At 70.3% G+C, this 15827-nt stretch carries 15 protein-coding genes; 11 read left to right on the top strand and 4 right to left on the bottom strand.

Going from position 1 to position 15827, the window contains the following annotated elements:
• The coding region (locus ACTIGN_RS08980) for a ketopantoate reductase family protein (protein ID WP_439622959.1) at window positions 1-528 on the bottom strand (528 nt) is incomplete at its 3' end.
• A 97-nt stretch (window positions 529-625) separates the two neighbouring features.
• Between ACTIGN_RS08980 and ACTIGN_RS08975 the strand changes: the two genes are divergently transcribed.
• The 3 genes from ACTIGN_RS08975 (at window position 626) to trmB (ending at window position 2930) form a co-directional block, all read left to right on the top strand.
• Entirely contained in the window at window positions 626-1576 is a 951-nt protein-coding gene (locus tag ACTIGN_RS08975; RefSeq protein WP_439622957.1) for an HAD family hydrolase, read from the top strand.
• A gap of 105 nt (window positions 1577-1681) precedes the next feature.
• On the top strand, window positions 1682-2188 hold the full coding sequence (locus ACTIGN_RS08970; RefSeq protein ID WP_439622955.1) for a 3-hydroxyacyl-ACP dehydratase FabZ family protein: 507 nt from the start codon (window positions 1682-1684) through the stop codon (window positions 2186-2188).
• Window positions 2181-2930 carry a tRNA (guanosine(46)-N7)-methyltransferase TrmB gene (trmB, locus tag ACTIGN_RS08965; RefSeq protein ID WP_439622953.1) on the top strand — a complete coding sequence of 250 codons (750 nt, stop codon included), beginning with the start codon at window positions 2181-2183 and terminating at the stop codon, window positions 2928-2930. The genes ACTIGN_RS08970 and trmB overlap by 8 nt, the downstream gene beginning before the upstream one ends.
• 6 nt (window positions 2931-2936) lie before the next feature.
• On the opposite strand, the gene ACTIGN_RS08960 is transcribed toward trmB, so the two are convergent.
• The 3 genes from ACTIGN_RS08960 to ACTIGN_RS08950 form a co-directional block, all read right to left on the bottom strand.
• Window positions 2937-3326 (bottom strand): hypothetical protein, encoded by a 390-nt coding sequence (locus tag ACTIGN_RS08960; RefSeq protein ID WP_439622952.1) that lies wholly within the window; start codon window positions 3324-3326, stop codon window positions 2937-2939.
• Window positions 3327-3450: 124 nt separating this feature from the next.
• Window positions 3451-3939 carry a hypothetical protein gene (locus ACTIGN_RS08955; RefSeq protein ID WP_439622950.1) on the bottom strand — a complete coding sequence of 163 codons (489 nt, stop codon included), beginning with the start codon at window positions 3937-3939 and terminating at the stop codon, window positions 3451-3453.
• A gap of 89 nt (window positions 3940-4028) precedes the next feature.
• Complete coding sequence (locus ACTIGN_RS08950) at window positions 4029-5420, bottom strand: NAD(+)/NADH kinase (RefSeq protein ID WP_439622948.1); 1392 nt, start codon at window positions 5418-5420, stop codon at window positions 4029-4031.
• 118 nt (window positions 5421-5538) lie between these two features.
• On the opposite strand from ACTIGN_RS08950, the gene coxB reads away from it, so the two are divergent.
• From coxB to ACTIGN_RS08910, 8 genes are all read left to right on the top strand, one after another.
• Window positions 5539-6567 (top strand): cytochrome c oxidase subunit II, encoded by a 1029-nt coding sequence (gene coxB, locus ACTIGN_RS08945; protein WP_439622946.1) that lies wholly within the window; start codon window positions 5539-5541, stop codon window positions 6565-6567.
• Window positions 6568-6671: 104 nt separating this feature from the next.
• A complete protein-coding gene (ctaD, locus tag ACTIGN_RS08940; protein ID WP_439622944.1) occupies window positions 6672-8330 on the top strand; it encodes a cytochrome c oxidase subunit I in 1659 nt (552 codons plus the stop codon).
• 127 nt (window positions 8331-8457) lie between these two features.
• Window positions 8458-9093 (top strand): cytochrome c oxidase subunit 3, encoded by a 636-nt coding sequence (locus ACTIGN_RS08935; protein WP_439622942.1) that lies wholly within the window; start codon window positions 8458-8460, stop codon window positions 9091-9093.
• 4 nt (window positions 9094-9097) lie between these two features.
• Window positions 9098-9970 (top strand): hypothetical protein, encoded by an 873-nt coding sequence (locus tag ACTIGN_RS08930; RefSeq protein ID WP_439622940.1) that lies wholly within the window; start codon window positions 9098-9100, stop codon window positions 9968-9970.
• 56 nt (window positions 9971-10026) lie between these two features.
• Window positions 10027-10758 carry a c-type cytochrome gene (locus tag ACTIGN_RS08925; protein ID WP_439622938.1) on the top strand — a complete coding sequence of 244 codons (732 nt, stop codon included), beginning with the start codon at window positions 10027-10029 and terminating at the stop codon, window positions 10756-10758.
• Window positions 10759-10778: 20 nt separating this feature from the next.
• Window positions 10779-11402, top strand: coding sequence for a ubiquinol-cytochrome c reductase iron-sulfur subunit (locus tag ACTIGN_RS08920; RefSeq protein ID WP_439622936.1), 624 nt, complete (start codon window positions 10779-10781; stop codon window positions 11400-11402).
• Between the two features lie 130 nt (window positions 11403-11532).
• Window positions 11533-13008: a cytochrome b N-terminal domain-containing protein gene (locus tag ACTIGN_RS08915; RefSeq protein ID WP_439622934.1), complete on the top strand. Its 1476-nt coding sequence runs from the start codon at window positions 11533-11535 to the stop codon at window positions 13006-13008.
• Window positions 13009-13128: 120 nt separating this feature from the next.
• Complete coding sequence (locus ACTIGN_RS08910) at window positions 13129-15471, top strand: cytochrome c oxidase assembly protein (protein ID WP_439622932.1); 2343 nt, start codon at window positions 13129-13131, stop codon at window positions 15469-15471.
• The last annotated feature ends 356 nt before the right edge of the window (window positions 15472-15827 follow it).

The following is a 15827-nucleotide window of genomic DNA, read 5'->3' as shown; positions in this document are numbered from 1 at the left end:
CCCCCCGGTCCCCCCCCCCGCCCTGCGATCCCGGCGGGGGGCGGGGGGGGGGCCCCCCCCCGCGGGGGGGGGGTGGGGGGGGGCCCCCCCCCCCCCCCCCCCCGACCGCGGTCCGAGGTGCAGTTCGCCCTTGCGGGTGATGCGCGTGAGCGGGCGGTCCCCGGCGCACTCTGAGACGAACGACGCGATCCCCTCGGTGCGGTGGCCGAGGGCGTCGAGGTGCGGGTCGAATCCGTTCTGGACGGGGACCAGTTCGGCGCCCGGCGGGAGCTTCGCGAGCACGGCGGCGTTGTCGTAGCACTTGGTGCAGAGCAGGATCGTTGCGCCCGGTTCGGGCCGCCAGTCGTCGAAGTGGACGAACGCCGCCGGGGCCGCCGGGCGGGCGCCGACCCGCACCCCGTCGCGGCGGCCGGCCGCGACCTTCGCGGGGTTCGCGTCTACGAACGCGACCGGCACCCCGGCCGCGCACAGGGCGTACCCAACGGCGCAGCCGATACCCCCCGCACCGACCACCTGAACCGCGTCCATGCCCGCTCCGCGTCAACTTGAATCCGTCGCGCACGACTGGTAGGTTACGAGCTTGGGAGCGTGGGTTCCCTCCGATTTCTCTCCCCCGTGATCGGCCATGGCGCTGACACTCGAACAGTACATCGAGCGCCTCGACTCGCGGACCGACCTCCCCTGGCCGGTGGCCCCGACGATCGAGCCGGTGAAGGCCCGGCCGTCGCTCCACGCGCTGCCCGTGAAGGCGGTGTTCTGGACCGTGTACGGCACCCTCGTCGCCGTGCCCGGCGGGGAGCTGCAGTTCGAGCACCCGCAGGACTTCGTGACCGCCGCGGCCCTGGACAAGGTCATCAAAGAGTTCAAGATGTGGAACTCCATGAGCCGCAAGCCCGGCGCGCCCGCGGCGTACATGAAGGAGCTGTTCCGCAAGGCGCTGACGACGATCCAGATGGCCGGCAGCGGGGGCGAGAAGTTCCCCGAGGTGCAGACCGAGCGGGTGTGGGACGACATCGTCAAGAAGCTGCAGGTGAAGGACTACACGTTCGACGCCGGCACCTACGGCTCGGTCGGCGACTACGTCAAGAAGATCGCGTACTTCTACCACGCCAGCATCCAGGGGACCGGGGCGTACCCCGGGGCGGCCGACGCGCTGAGGCTCCTCGCCGACCGCGGCACCGTCCAGGGGCTCCTCGGCGACGGCCAGTGCTTCACCGCGGGACAGCTCCAGCGCGGCCTGAAGCAGCAGGACCCGGGCTTCGAGCTGGGCGCAACCGTCCCCGAGGCGCTGCGGGTCATCTCGGCCGAGAAGAAGGCGAAGAAGCCGTCGGACACGCTCTTCAAGGCAGCGGTGCAGGCGGCGGCCGCCCGCGGGCTCTCCCCGGGTGACGTTCTGCACGTCGGGTCGAGCCTCGCCCGCGACATCGCCCCGGCCAAGAAGGTCGGGTTTCGCACCGCACTGTTCGCCGGGGACCGCAACAGCCTGGCCGCGACGCCCGAGCAGTTGAAGGACCCGGCGACCCGCCCGGACGTCCTGCTGACCGAGTTGCCGCAAGTCCTCGACGTGATCTCGTAAGATCGGGACTGTCCCGCCCCGGGCCCCAGGTCCCGCCCGGGGCGGGCCCCGCGTGGGCGTGCCCCGACCCGTGAACCAAGCAGTGGCTGAGCAGGAGACGCCCGCGTGTCCGATGAACAACCCGCGCTCGACCTGAGTTCGTTCGACTACGCCAACCCGGCCGTCACCCTCGACGCGATCCGCGCGGTGAACCCGCAGCGGTTCGAGTTCGAGATGCTCTCGGGCATCGTCCACGTCGACACCGCGAAGCACGTCGTCGTCGGGTTCAAGGACCTGACCGAGGACGAGTTCTGGGTGAAGGGCCACTTCCCCGGGCACCCGATGCTCCCCGGCGTGCTCATGTGCGAGGCCGCGGCACAGCTGTGCGGGTACTACATCGCCAAGTACGTCGCCGGGGTCGGGGCCGTGATCGGCCTCGCGGGGATCGACGAGGCCCGGTTCCACCGCCCGGTGCGGCCCGGCAAGCGGCTCATCATGGTCGGCCGGGGGCTCAAGATCCACCGCCGGCTCACCCGGTTCAAGATCGTCGGCACGGTCGATTCCGAGAAGGCGTTCGAGGTGGTCGTCGCCGGCCTGTCCCTGGGCCAACTGTCGGAGCTACGAGGTGCGTAAGCCACGCCGGTTCACGCCCGAGGAACTCGCCCCGTTCCAGTGGCAGATGCCGCTGACGCGGCGGACCGGGCAGTGGGGAGTGGGCACCGGGCCGGCCCCGGCCACCGAGCCGGAGGCCGAGCCCGCTCCCGCGCTCCCTGCTGCCGCCATCGACTGGGCCGCGCTGTTCGGCAACGCGAACCCGGTCGAGATCGAGGTCGGGATGGGCAAGGGACTGTTCCTGCTCAACTCGGCGGCCGGGCGGCCCGACACGAACTTCTTCGGCATCGAGATCGTCCGCAAGTACCAGCTCTACGCGACGAGCCGGTTCGCGGTCCGCGAGCTGACCAACGTGAAGACGGTGTGCGCCGACGCCGGGTGGGTGTTCCAGAAGTTCGTGACGACGGGGAGCGTCGGCGCCGTCCACGTCTACTTCCCCGACCCGTGGTGGAAGGCCCGGCACAAGAAGCGGCGGGTGTTCTCCCCGCGGTTCGCGGCCGAGGCCGCACGCATCACCCGCGTCGGCGGGCGGCTGCTGATCGCGACCGACGTGGAGGAGTACTTCGGCGTGATGACGGGGATCGTGCGTTCGATGCCGGCGTACCGCGAACTGGGGTCCGAGACGAGCACGGGCTCGCTGGAGGAGGCGGGCTACCAGACGAACTTCGAGCGCAAGGCCCGCCAGAAGGGCACCCCCGTCTGGCGGGCACAGTTCGAGCGGACGGCCGAGCCGGTCACCGTGGCAACCGACCCGGCCGCCTGACCGCGGTCACTTTGCGGCGGCCCCGCAGCACGCGGCGCAATCGATCTCGCAGATCGGGCACCCGTCGCACGAGTCGCCGCACGCCGCGCACGGTGCGGCGCAGCACGGCGCGGTCGCCTTGGCGGCCGCGGGCTTCACCGCGGTGGCCTCCTCACAGCACGGCTCCTGGGTCGCGCAGCACGCCTTCTTGGCCGCGCAGCAGTCCGACGGCTTCGGAGCGGCCGCAACCGCCGCGGCCCCGCAGCACAGGTCACACACGTCACAGCAGTCCTCGCACCCGGTCACGCACCCGGGGCACGGGACGGAACAGCACGACGGCTTCCCGGCCGGCCCGGCCAGAAGGCCGACGCTGGTGCCACCCGCGAGAACGGCGAAGATCGCAATCGTCTTGAACATGGTCATTCTCCACGCAAATTCGGTTAAGTTGGGGATGAGAAGTCGCAGCGCGGCGCGACCGCGCACGGGTCAGCGGGCGGCGCGGGTCGGTGCCCGAGCCGAGCGGACGCGAAACTCACCCGGCTTAGCAGCGCATGACGTGGCGCGCGAAGAGCGCTTCGGACTTGCAGTCGACACCGGCCCGCTCGGGCGGGTCGAGCCCGCCGATCAGGCCGAGGTGTTCGGGGGGAACCGCCGCCTGGAACAGCACCGCGAGGAGGAGCAGCTCGCCCGTCGGTTCCGGGGCGGCGATCTCGGGTGCGGCTTGCGGCGGGGCCGTGTCGGCACGCTCCGCGGCGCACTTGCACTCGGGGGCGGGCGGCTTCGACTTCGGGGTCGGCGTGCTCTCGGGCGCTTCCGCCTCGTGACAGCACGACTCCGTCTCGGGTTCCGGCGGCGCTTCGTGGCGGCAGCAACTCGGGGTCACAGCCTCGGCGGGAGTCGCAGAGGAGTGCGTGCAGGATGGACACGGCGCGGCGACCGCACGACCGGTGAGGTAGTGCAGGTTGCAGCAGCAGAGGGCGGGGGCGATGACCAGCAGCGCCGCCAACCCGACGTGAACCAGTGCCCGCATGATGAACCCGTTTGGCCTACCGAGTAGACGCACCCTGCCGCGGAATTATTCGCCGGCACAACCGGCGGCGTCAACGGCAAACGAGACGATCACATGTCCTCGTTCGGCGGGAACATCGAGCGGAGGAGCCGGGCCGAGAGGTCGAACTGCGGGGTGAACGCGACCTCCGCTGCGGCGACCGGGCTGACGCGCATTTCCATCGAGGTCACCCGGCCCACGGGGTGCCCGTCGATGAACGCCCGGATCGGCCGCTTCCCCGTCTCGTCGAGGCTCGTCAGCCGCACCACCGCGGTGTCGGGGAGCGCGACCGGCTTCCAGAACCGCGGGCGGAACACGTTCGACCCCGCGAGCGTCAGGATCGGGGCGGTGAGCGGCACCGGGGTCGCGCCCATCGCCCGGGCATAGGCGCTCGACCCGGCCGGGGTCGCCACGAGTAGGCCGTCGCCGACGACCCGCGGCACCTGCGTCTGCCCGTCCACGTCCACCCGCAGCCACGCGGCCTGCCCGCTGTCGCGCTCGAGCCAGGCGTCGCCGTAGGCCAGTCCGCGGCCGACCGCCCCACTGGCCGTGGTCGTGTCCACGCGGAGCATCGGCATCCGGTACACGACCAGTTCGGTCCCGACGAGGTCGTCGGGGAGCGCCGCGTTCATCAGGAACCCGAGCGTCCCCGCGTTCAACCCGATGAACGGGATCCGCCGCCGCCAGTGCTTGCGGATCGCGGCGAGCATGGTGCCGTCGCCGCCGAGAACGAGGATCGCGTTCGGGTCGGAACGCTCCAGGTGCCGGAACCGGGCCGCGCCGGCGCGGGCCTTGGCGTTCGCCTCGTCGTAGGCGAGCATCAGCCGCGGCGCGGCGAGCGTGATCCGGGTCTCGCGGGGGGCCGGCACGTCGGTGAAGAGGCGGTACCGGCGGATGTACGCGGCGACCGGCTCGGGGACCGCGGTTCCGGGGTCGTCGCCCATGTACACCCGCAGGCGGATGTCGGCCGTCGGGACGTGCTCCTCCCCGATCGCCACCAGGTCGCACACCGGGGGCCGGTCGGCCGCGTCCGGCGGCGCGTCCGGCGCGTGGAGCACGACGAACCGCCCGGTCCGCCACAGCTCCTCGCCGTGCTGCCAGTTCGCCTGGATGAGCGACTGCCCGGACCGCCCGCCGGACAAGAAGTCGGCCGAGACGACGTGCCACACCTCGCCCCGCTCGGCGTAGATCGCGCTGAACCGGTAGTCGTCGACCCCGCTCCCGTCGTCGAGGTCGCCGAGGTCCACCGACACCCCGGGCAGGTTCGAGAACGCCAGGTCGGCCATCACCGCCCGGTGGACCGGCGCGGCGTGCTCGCCGTCGGGCCGGTCGCACCGCGTGCCGGTGAGCCGGAGGACGACCTCGTCGAACCCCCGCTCGCGGAGCGTCCGGGCGACGCTCCGGTGGAACGTCGTCGGCGGGTCGAAGCTGCCGGTGAACACGGCGACCTTGCGGGTACCCACGGCGGTCTCCACGAATGAGGGGTCACCCTCACGGTATATTCTTGCTCGCCCGGGAGCGGCGGCATATCTTGACTTCCTGACAGGGCACCTCCCGACGGAACAGCGAAGGGGAATCGCGATGCTGGCTGTTCTCGCCGCGGCAACCGCCCCCGAAAACCTCTCGACGTTCTCGCCCGCCTCCCCCGCCGCGGAGTGGACCCGCGAGCTGTTCGTCCTGGTCGCCGCGATCACCGGCGGGATCCTGGTGCTGGTCGAGGGCGTCCTCTTCTACGCCTTGATCCGCAGCCGCCGCCGCACCGGTCCGGCCGACGCCGAGCCCCCGCAGGTGTACGGCAGCAAGCCCATCGAGATCGCCTGGACCCTGGCCCCGCTCCTCGTGGTGTTCGTGCTGGTGCTGCTCGTCGGCCGCGTGCTGTGGGAGGTCCGGCCCGACCCGGTCGCCGCGTCCGCCGGCGTCCAGCCGCTGCACGTCACCGTGATCGGCCACCAGTGGTGGTGGGAGTACCGGTACGACACCTACGACGGCCGCGACCTGGGCGGCATCGTCACCGCGAACGAACTCCACATCCCCGTCAGCCCGCCGAACGGCGTGCAGCGGCCGGTGTACCTGAACCTGCAGTCCGCGGACGTGTGCCACAGCTTCTGGATCCCGCGGCTGGGCGGGAAGACCGACCTGCTCCCCGGCCGCGCGAACACGATGTGGCTCCAGGCGAACGAGCCGGGGCTGTTCCTCGGCCAGTGCGCCGAGTACTGCGGGACGCAGCACGCGAACATGCTCCTGCGGGTCGTCGTGGAGTCGCCCGAGGACTTCGAGCGGTACCTCGCCGCCGAGGCGAAGCCCGCCGCCGACCCGACCGACAAGGTCGCGCTCGCAAACAAAGAAGCGTTCCGGTCGCAGTCGTGCGTCAACTGCCACACGGTTCGCGACAAGCAGGACACTCGGGCCAACGGCACGTTCGGCCCGGACCTGACGCACCTGATGGCCCGCAAGACGATCGCCGCGGGGATGATCCCGAACACGCCCGAGAACCTCCGCAAGTGGGTGTTCAGCCCGGAGTCGGTCAAGCCCGGGTGCCTCATGGCCGGCTTCGACCTGGGCGAGAAGGACATGAAGGCGGTCATCGACCACCTGACGACGCTGAAGTAACTCGATTTGAGAGCCGCGGGGTTCACCCCCGTGGCAGTTGGAAGCGCACACCGCCACGGGGGCGGAACCCCGCGGCTCGACGGAACGACACCAGGACCCGCAGCATGGCGACCGCCGAGATCGAGCCGACGCCCGCCCCCGCCGCGAGCCCGCCGCCGTGGACGGCCACGCTCCACGAGTGGCTCGTCACCGTCGACCACAAGAAGATCGGCGTCCTGTACGTCCTCATGGCGGTGGTGTTCCTGTTCCTGGGCGGGGCCGCCGCGATCGCCATGCGGCTCCAGCTCTGGGCACCGGGCCTCGCCCTGGTGCCGCCGATCACGTTCAACCAGTTCTTCACGCTGCACGGCACCACGATGGTGTTCTTCGTCGGCATGCCGATCCTCATCGGCATCGCGAACTACGCCGTGCCGCTCCAGATCGGCGCCCGCGACATGGCGTTCCCCCGCATGAACGCCTTCGGGTTCTGGACCACGTTCTTCGGCGCCCTGCTGGTGTACTTCAGCTTCCTCGTGCCCGGCGGGCCGCCGGCGATCGGGTGGTTCGCGTACGCCCCGCTCACCGAGAACTCGTTCGCCCGCGGGCCGGGCGTGGACTGTTGGGCGCTCGGGCTCATTGTGAGCGGCATCGGCACCACGACCGGCGGGATCAACTTCGTGGCGACGATCCTGTGCATGCGGTGCCCGGGGATGACGCTCCGCAAGGTGCCGTTCTTCGTGTGGGTCATGTTCTGGACCTCGGTGCAGATCATCGTGGTGATGCCGCCGCTGACCGCGGCGCTCACGATGCTCGAGTTCGACCGCCAACTCGGGGCGCACTTCTTCGACACGCAGGCCGGCGGCTCGGCGTACCTGTGGCAGCACCTGTTCTGGTTCTTCGGCCACCCCGAGGTGTACATCCTCGTGCTCCCGGCGTTCGGGATGATCTCGGAGGTGGTCCCGGTGTTCTCGCGGAAGGTGCTGTTCGGCTACGAGTTCATGGCCGCCGCCACCGCCGCCATCGTGTTCATCAGCCTCGGCGTGTGGGCCCACCACATGTTCTCCGTCGGGATGAGCCGTACCCTCGACCTGTTCTTCGTTGCAGCGACGATGCTCGTGAGCGTGCCCACCGGCATCAAGCTGTTCAACTGGCTGGCGACGGTGTACGGCGGGAAGCTCGTGCTGAAGTCGCCGATGCTGTTCGCGCTCGGGTTCCTGTCGATGTTCGTGATTGGTGGGCTCACCGGGGTGATCCTCGCGTGCGCCCCGATCGACTTCCAGGTGACCGACACGTACTTCGTCGTCGCCCACTTCCACTGGGTGCTGATCGGCGGCACCCTGTTCGGCGTGTTCTCGGCGATCCACTACTGGTACCCGAAGGTGACCGGCCGGATGCTCTCCGAGCGGCTCGCGAGGTGGCAGTTCTGGCTGTTCCTGATTGGGTTCATCGTGACGTTCGCCCCGATGCACTTCGCGGGCATCCTCGGCATGCCGCGGCGGATCTACACCTACGGCTCGGACCGCCCGTGGGAGATCTGGAACCAGATCGCCACCATCGGCGCGCTGATCCAGGTGCCGAGCTACCTGATCTTCGCGTACAACCTCGTCGTCTCGCTGTGGAAGGGCGACGTCGCCGGCGACGACCCGTGGGACGCCTGGACCCTGGAGTGGGCGACCACCTCGCCGCCCCCGCCGTATAACTTCGCCGTCGTGCCCGTCGTGAAGAGCCGCCGCCCGCTTTGGGACGCCAAGCACCCCGACGACCCCGACTGGAAGTACGAGTAAGCGCTCGGTGGGGCAGACACTCGTGTCTGCCCCACCGAGCGCGGCAGGCAAGAATGCCTGCCCCACCAGACGACGGCAAGAACGCGACCCCACCAGCGAAACGCCTGAATTTCCCGGAGACCCGAGTGTGACCGAAGCCGCGCCCGACGAAAAGGTCATGCCCGAGTCGGAGGCCGCGCCGCCCGACCCCACCCTGGGGGTCGAGGTGCGCCCGGAACTCCACAAGGTCGGCATGATCTGCTTCCTGGTGTCCGAGGCGTCGTTCTTCAGCACGCTGATCATGGCCTACGTGATCTTCCTCAGGCACGGCACGACCGGCCCGACGCCGGCGCAGGTGTTCACGCTCCCGCTCGTCCTCGCGAACACCGCCGCGCTGGTCCTCAGCAGCTTCACCCTGCACTACGCCGAGAAGGCGCTGCGGGCCGGCAACACGGCCGTGTTCCGCCTGCTGTGGCTCGCGACGATCGTGCTGGGCGTCGCGTTCCTCGGCGGAACGATGTACGAGTGGAACGAGCTGATCCACACGCACGGGCTGACCATCGGCATCAACATGTTCGGCTCGACGTACTACACGCTCGTCGGGTTCCACGCCTTCCACGTCACGATCGGCGTCGTCGCGCTGGCCGGCGTGCTGCTCGTGTCGCTCCGTGGCGAACTGCGGGGCGCGCACCCGATGCCGGTCACGCTGGTCGGGTGGTACTGGCACTTCGTGGACGTCGTGTGGATCTTCGTCTTCTTGATCGTTTACGTTGTGGGGCGGTAACCGAATGACACACCCGAACGGGGAACCCTCCGAGGGGAAGCACGGGCCCGGCATCGAGATGCCGAAGCCGACCGCGTGGCCGATGGTGCTGGCGCTGGCCATCACGCTGGTCGCGGCCGGCGCGGCGCTGGGGTCGGCCGCGTTCGCGGTCATCGGCGGCGTCCTGTTCGTCGTCAGCCTGACCGGCTGGCTGGAGGAGCTACTCCCCGGCCGCGGCCACGAGCACGAGCCGGCCACGCACTCGCTCCCCGCGCCAATCAGTGGCCGCCCCGGGACCGTCGAGCACTTGCAACCGGGGATGCCCGGGTTCCGGTTCCGGCTCCCCGAGAAGGTCCACCCGATCTCGGCCGGGCTCAAGGGCGGGCTCGTCGGCGGGCTCGTCATGCCGGTCCCGGCGCTCATCTGGGCGGTGCTGAGCAACCACAGCATCTGGTTCCCGGTGAACCTGCTCGCCGGGATCGTGCTGCCGGGGATGGACGAGCGGCCGGTCGCGGACCTGGAACAGTTCAACACGGTGTGGTTCCTCATCGGGGTGGTCGGGCACGCGATCATGTCGGCGACCGTCGGCCTGATCTACGGCGTGCTGCTCCCGACGATCCCCGGCGCGGCGCACTGGCAGATCCTCGTCGGCGGCTTCGTGCTCCCGCTGATCTGGACCGGGTTCAGCCGCGGCAGCATGGGCATCGCGAACCCGACGCTCCAGCACCACGTCGACTGGGCGTACTACGCGGCGTCGCAGTACGTGTTCGGGCTCGCGGCCGCGATCACCGTGGTGCTGTCCGAAAAGGTGATCGTCCCGCCCGCGGGGACGGGGCGGCCCGGAGATGGGGAGATGGGGAGACACGGAGACACGGAGACCGGCAGAGGGTCGGCATGATGACCTCGCCCCGCGCCCGACGAATCACCCGACAGGTACGCCGCATGGCTTACTCCGTGTCTCCGTGTCTCCCTATCTCCCCCTCCGTCCGGGTGGCGGCACTGGTCGCCCTCGCGCTCTGCGCCCAGGGCTGCACCCCGCCCGGCAAGCCCACCCCGAAAACGGTTCCCGACCGGCCCGACGCGCTGGTCGATTTCAACCTGCTGTACGCGACGCACTGCTCCGGGTGCCACGGGGCCGACGGCACCCTCGGCCCGGCCCCGCCGCTCAACGACCCGCTGTTCCTGCGGATCGTCCCCGACGCGGAACTCGTGAAGGTGCTCACCGAGGGCCGGCCCGGCACCCCGATGGCCCCGTTCGACCAGAAGAAGGGCGGGCCGCTGACGGCGGCGCAGGTGAAGGTGCTCGCCGACGGCCTCAAGACCAAGTGGGGCGCGCCCCCGACGAGTGCCGCGCCGGACGTTCCCCCGTATACGCTCACCGGCACGGGCGACGTCGAGAACGGGCGGATGGCGTTCGCGATGGCGTGCGCCAGTTGCCACGGCGACAAGGGCCAGGGCGGCAAGACCGGCGACCAGTCCGTCGGCGCGATCAACGACCCCGCGTACCTCGCCCTGTCCAGTAACCAAGTGCTGCGGCGGTACGTCATCACCGGCCGGCCCGACCTCGGGATGCCGAACTACGCCGGCAAGACCGGCCGCCCGCACAACTTCTCGGCGCTCACGGCACAGGACGTCGCCGACCTGACGGCCCTGCTGAACTCGTGGCGCAGTCCCGCGACGAAGTAACCGCCCCTTGGAGACCGACGATGGGCGACCCGACCCCGACCCCACCACAACCGACCGATGCCCCCGCCCCTGAGCCCGACCGCCGGTCGGCGCTGCTCTGGGTCACCGGCGGCCTCGGAGCGGCCGCGGCCGCGGCGGTCGGCGTGCCCGTCGCCGGGTTCCTCGCCGGCGCGGTCCGGGCGCGGCCCGTCGACTGGGTGCCGCTCGGCAAGATCGCCGACGCGACCGTGTTCCCGCCGAACGAGACCCGGCTGCACGTGTTCCGAAACCCGATCCACGAGGAGTGGGACGGCGACTCGGCCAAGACCGGCGCGTACGTCCGCTACCTCGGCAAGGACGAGGCCGGTAAGGACCAGTTCTGGGTGTTCTCGATGATCTGCGCCCACCTCGGGTGCCCGGTCACCTGGTTCCCGCAGTCGGGCCTGTTCATGTGCCCGTGCCACGGCGGGGTGTACTACGAGAACGGCGACCGCGCCTCGGGCCCGCCGCCCCGGGGCCTGTACAAGATGCCGTGGCGCATCACCGACGGCGTGCTGGAGGTGCAGGCCCCGCACCTGCCCACGCTCCAGGACACGCTGGAGAAGCCGTCGAAGATCGTGGAACTCGGCGTCATCAAGCGGGACCGGACCGGCGAGCGGGCGTGAGTTCACCGGAGCACACGGGATCAGAGGGGGAGAGAGGGAGACAAGGAGACGGGGAGTATGCGACGGGGGTTGTCCCCATCTCCTTGTCTCCCTCTCTCCCCCTCTCACCGACAAGGCGGGCGAGCACACCATGAAGCGCATCCTCAAGTCCGTGGGCAATTGGTTCGAGGCCCGGTTGCGGCTCAAGCCGTCCGTGATGCCGCTCCTCGAGCACCCGATCCCCGCCGGGGCCGCCGGCCCGAAGGGGTGGTGGTACGTGTTCGGCAGCGCGTCGATGACGCTCCTGTTCCTCCAGATCGCGACCGGCATCGGCCTCGCCCTCGTCTACGTGCCCAGCGCCGACCAGGCGTACCAGAGCCTGGAGCACCTGAACTACCGCCAGCCGTTCGGGTGGTTCCTGCGGTCGATCCACTACTGGTCGGGCTCCGGGATGGTCGTCATGGTGGTGATCCACATGACGCAAGTGTTCCTGCACGGCGCGTACAAGTACCCGCGTGAACTCACGTGGGTGTTCGGCGTGTGCCTGCTGCTGCTGACCCTCGGCATGGCGTTCACCGGGCAGGTGCTGCGGTGGGACGCGGACGCCTACTGGGGCGTGGGGGTCGGGGCGTCGATGGCCGGCCGCGTGCCGGTCGGCGGGCCGGCGGTGGTGGAACTGCTCCTCGGCGGGCCGACGATCGGCGCGAGCACCCTCAGCCGGTTCTTCGCGCTGCACGTGTTCATCATCCCCGGGCTGCTGGTCGCGCTGGTCGGCGGGCACCTGTGGCTGGTGATGACCCGCGGCATCAGCGAGCCGCCGGTCCCGGGCCAGCCGGTGGACCCGAAGACGTACGACGCGAAGTACCACGAGGAACTCAAGAAGGGGAAGCCGTTCCTCGGCGACGCGATGACCAAGGACGGGTTTTTCTCGGCCGTGGTGGTTCTGGTGGTCGTGGCGCTCGCCGCGGTGATCGGCCCGAAGGGGCCGCACGGCCTGCCCGACCCGACCCTCACCGGTGCGAACCCGCGGCCCGACTGGCCGTTCCTGTGGCTGTTCGGCCTCCTGTCGCTCAGCCCGGCCGGGCTCGAAACGTTCGTGATGCTCGCGTTCCCGGCGGTGCTGGTGGTCTGCCTGCTGCTCGTGCCGTTCATCTCGAACCGCGGCGAGCGCGCCCCGAGCCGCCGGCCTGTCGCGGTGCTGATCGTCCTCGTCGGCGGGACCACCCTGGCCGTGCTGACGTACGAGGGCATGACCTCTCCGTGGTCGCCGCGCATGAGCGGGTGGAGCGGCGACCCGGTGCCGGTCGCGATGGTGAAGCGGTCGAGCCCGCTCGAGTTGCAAGGCGCGGCCGTGTTCCAGCTCAAGGACTGCCGCAACTGCCACGCGCTCGACGGCCTGGGCGGGAAGCGCGGCCCGGACCTGAGCAGTGTCGGCGCGCGGCTCACCCGCGACCAGTTGATCGACCAGATCAACAACGGCACCCCCGGCGGCGGGAACATGCCGGCGTACGGCAAGCACGTCCGCCCCGCGGAGATGGACGCGATGGTCGCGTTCCTGGTGAGCCTGCGGCCGCCCGGCCAGCCGCCCGCCCGCACCGCAACCGTACCCGCGCCGCCCAGGCCGTGACCCACGTCTCGTGGGGCAGGCAGTTTTCCCTCTGGTGGGGCAGGCATTCTTGCCTGCCTCCTCAGGCGTCCGGAGGCAGGCAAGAATGCCTGCCCCACCAAACCCCGGGCGCAGGTCCGCATGACACCCATTCTCGACGCGGCGCTGCGGTCGTGGCCGGTCGATCCGTGGCTCGTCGCCGGGCTCGCGGCTACCGCGCTCGTGTATGTAAGCGGGTGGCGAGTCTACCACCGCCGCGACCCGGTTCGGTGGCACGCCGGGCCGCTCGCCGCGTTCCTCGGCGGGCTCCTCGCGATCTTCGTCGCACTCGCCTCGCCGCTCGAACCGTTCGCACCGCTGCTCCTGTCTGTCCACATGGCGCAGCACCTGTTGCTCGTCATGGTCGCGCCGCCGCTCCTCTGGCTCGGGAGGCCGCTGCTGCCGATAGTCCGCGGGCTGCCCGAACCGTTCCGAACCTACTGGGTCGCGCCGCTGTTCGGCGTCGGGTGGTTGCGGGGGTTCGTCGCGTGGCTCGCGCACCCCGTGCGTGCGTTCGTTGTCTTCACCGCGACCACCTGGGCGTGGCACACGCCGGCGCTGTACGACCTCGCACTGCGCGCCCCTTTGTGGCACTACACTCAGCATGCCTGCTTCCTGCTGAGCGGGCTGTTGTTCTGGTTCCCGGTGGTACGGCCGTACCCGGTGCGGGTGTCGTGGCCCGAGTGGCTCCTGTTCCCGTACCTGATTCTCGCGGACATCTCGAACACCGCCCTCTCGGCGCTGCTGTGCTTCTCCGATCAGGTCGTCTACACCCACTACGCCACCGTGCCGCGGATCGGCGGCACCACCGCACTCGGCGACCAGTCCGCCGCCGGCGCGCTCATGTGGGTGCCCGGCTCGGTCGCGTACCTCGTGCCGCTCGCCGCCATCGGCTTGCGGTTGCTGTTTGGAGACAGCGAGCGCGTGGTCCGGGCGAGCGTTGGACGTGTGTTCCCAAGTAAAGTTGTTCCAACCGGGGGACTCACGTCCCCCGCTCGCCAAGCACTTCGCATCCCCCTTCCCATGCTCGCCGCCGCGCCGCCGAAGTCGCGGTTCGACCTCCTGCGCGTGCCGGTCGTCGGGCGGTTCCTGCGGTGGAAGCGCAGCCGCACGGCGCTGCAACTCCCGCTGCTCGTTCTCGCGAGCGCAGTTGTGATCGACGGGTTCACCGGCCCCGAACTCGCGCCGATGAACCTCGCCGGCGTGATGCCGTGGGTCCACTGGCGCGGGCTGCTCGTACTCGGGTTGCTCGTCGCCGGGAACGTGTTCTGCACCGCGTGCCCGTTCATGCTCCCCCGCACGATCGCGCGACGCTTCTTCCCGCCCACGATGGAGTGGCCACGGCAGCTCCGAAGCAAGTGGCTCGCGGTCGGGCTGCTGGTGGCGTTCTTCAACGCCTACGAAGCGTTCGCGCTCTGGGACAACCCCCGGCTCACGGCGTGGATCGTGGTCGGGTACTTCGTCGCGGCGCTCGCGGTCGACGGCATGTTCCGCGGCGCGTCGTTCTGCAAGTACGTCTGCCCCATCGGGCAGTTCAACTTCGTGCAGTCGCTCGCGGCGCCGCTCGAAGTCGCCGTCCGCGACCCGGCGGTCTGCAAGTCTTGCACGACGAAGGACTGCATCCGCGGGCGCGGCGACATCCCCGGGTGCGAGCTTGACCTCGCGCAGCCGCGGAAGCGCGGCAACATGGACTGCACGTTCTGCCTCGACTGTGTTCACGCCTGCCCGCACGACAACATCGGCGTGCTGGCGGTCCCCCGCGGTGGCGACCTCGCGACCGACCCGTTCCGCTCCGGCATCGGGCGCTTCAGCCGCCGGCCGGACATCGCGGCGCTCGTGTTCGTGCTGCTGTTCGCGGCGTTCGCCAACGCCGCCGGCATGGTCGGCCCCGTGCTCGAATGGGAGGCCGGCGTTCAGCGCGACCTCGGACTCGACCCGGCCGCGCTCGTGGTCGCGCTCGGCGTGCTCGCCCTCGTGATCGCACCCGTGCTGCTCGTCGGAAGCGCCGCGGTTCTCGCTCGCGCATTCGGTGGGTTGCGCCTCGGGGCCGTCGAAGTTGCGACGCGGTTCGCGTTCGCGTTCGTGCCGCTCGGGTTCGCCATGTGGCTCGCCCACTACGGCTACCACCTCGTCACCACCTACCGGGCCGCGTGGCCGGTCGCGCAGCGGTTCCTCTTCGACCAGGGCTGGACGGCGGTGGGCCTTCCGGTCTGGGCGGCGTGCTGCTGCGAGGCCCCGCCGGCGTGGCTGCCGAAACTCGAACTCGTGGTCCTCGACTGCGGGCTCCTCGGCACGCTCTACCTGGCGTACCATACGGCGCACAATCTCGTCCCAACTCGGCAGTGGTTCGGCGCGTTCGCGCCGTGGGCCGCGCTCGCCGTCGCGCTGTTCGCGTGCGGCGTCTGGCTCGTCCTCCAGCCGATGCAGATGCGCGGCGGGCAGTGAATTCCGGAACAGCGGGTCGACCATCGCGAGGAACCACCCCGCGTGGCGTTCGCCCATCGAGAGCCGCGCGTCGATCTCGTCCTGTTCCATGATGCGGCTCCCGGGAAGTGTGGTGCGAAGAGGCAGGCGACCGCGAGCGTCGCCGCACTACTATCCAAACGTTCATATGCCGAACGATCCGCGCGCTGTCAAACGCTCGCGGAAAAAATGTGCAGCGTGCGCGCCGGGGGCAGCGTGCCGCGGGGTCGTAGGATAGGCTCTGAGAAGCGGTGGCAGAATTGGTACGCGTTTTCGGTTCACGGTTCAGGTGGCCGCCCCTCACCCGCGACTCGCAGAGCCTCGTCGCGACCTCTCCC

It is taken from the genome of Gemmata sp. (genome assembly GCF_051859125.1).
Lineage (GTDB): Bacteria > Planctomycetota > Planctomycetia > Gemmatales > Gemmataceae > Gemmata.
This window is presented reverse-complemented; position numbering and strand designations above follow the sequence as displayed.

Excerpts from the sequence above, each read along its gene's own strand:
- ACTIGN_RS08975 (WP_439622957.1), top strand. The coding sequence starts at position 626 with ATGGCGCTGACACTCGAACAGTACATCGAGCGCCTCGACTCGCGGACC.
- ACTIGN_RS08960 (WP_439622952.1), bottom strand. The coding sequence starts at position 3,326 with ATGTTCAAGACGATTGCGATCTTCGCCGTTCTCGCGGGTGGCACCAGC.
- ACTIGN_RS08955 (WP_439622950.1), bottom strand. The coding sequence starts at position 3,939 with ATGCGGGCACTGGTTCACGTCGGGTTGGCGGCGCTGCTGGTCATCGCC.
- coxB (WP_439622946.1), top strand. The coding sequence starts at position 5,539 with ATGCTGGCTGTTCTCGCCGCGGCAACCGCCCCCGAAAACCTCTCGACG.
- ctaD (WP_439622944.1), top strand. The coding sequence starts at position 6,672 with ATGGCGACCGCCGAGATCGAGCCGACGCCCGCCCCCGCCGCGAGCCCG.
- ACTIGN_RS08930 (WP_439622940.1), top strand. The coding sequence starts at position 9,098 with ATGACACACCCGAACGGGGAACCCTCCGAGGGGAAGCACGGGCCCGGC.
- ACTIGN_RS08920 (WP_439622936.1), top strand. The coding sequence starts at position 10,779 with ATGGGCGACCCGACCCCGACCCCACCACAACCGACCGATGCCCCCGCC.
- ACTIGN_RS08915 (WP_439622934.1), top strand. The coding sequence starts at position 11,533 with ATGAAGCGCATCCTCAAGTCCGTGGGCAATTGGTTCGAGGCCCGGTTG.
- ACTIGN_RS08910 (WP_439622932.1), top strand. The coding sequence starts at position 13,129 with ATGACACCCATTCTCGACGCGGCGCTGCGGTCGTGGCCGGTCGATCCG.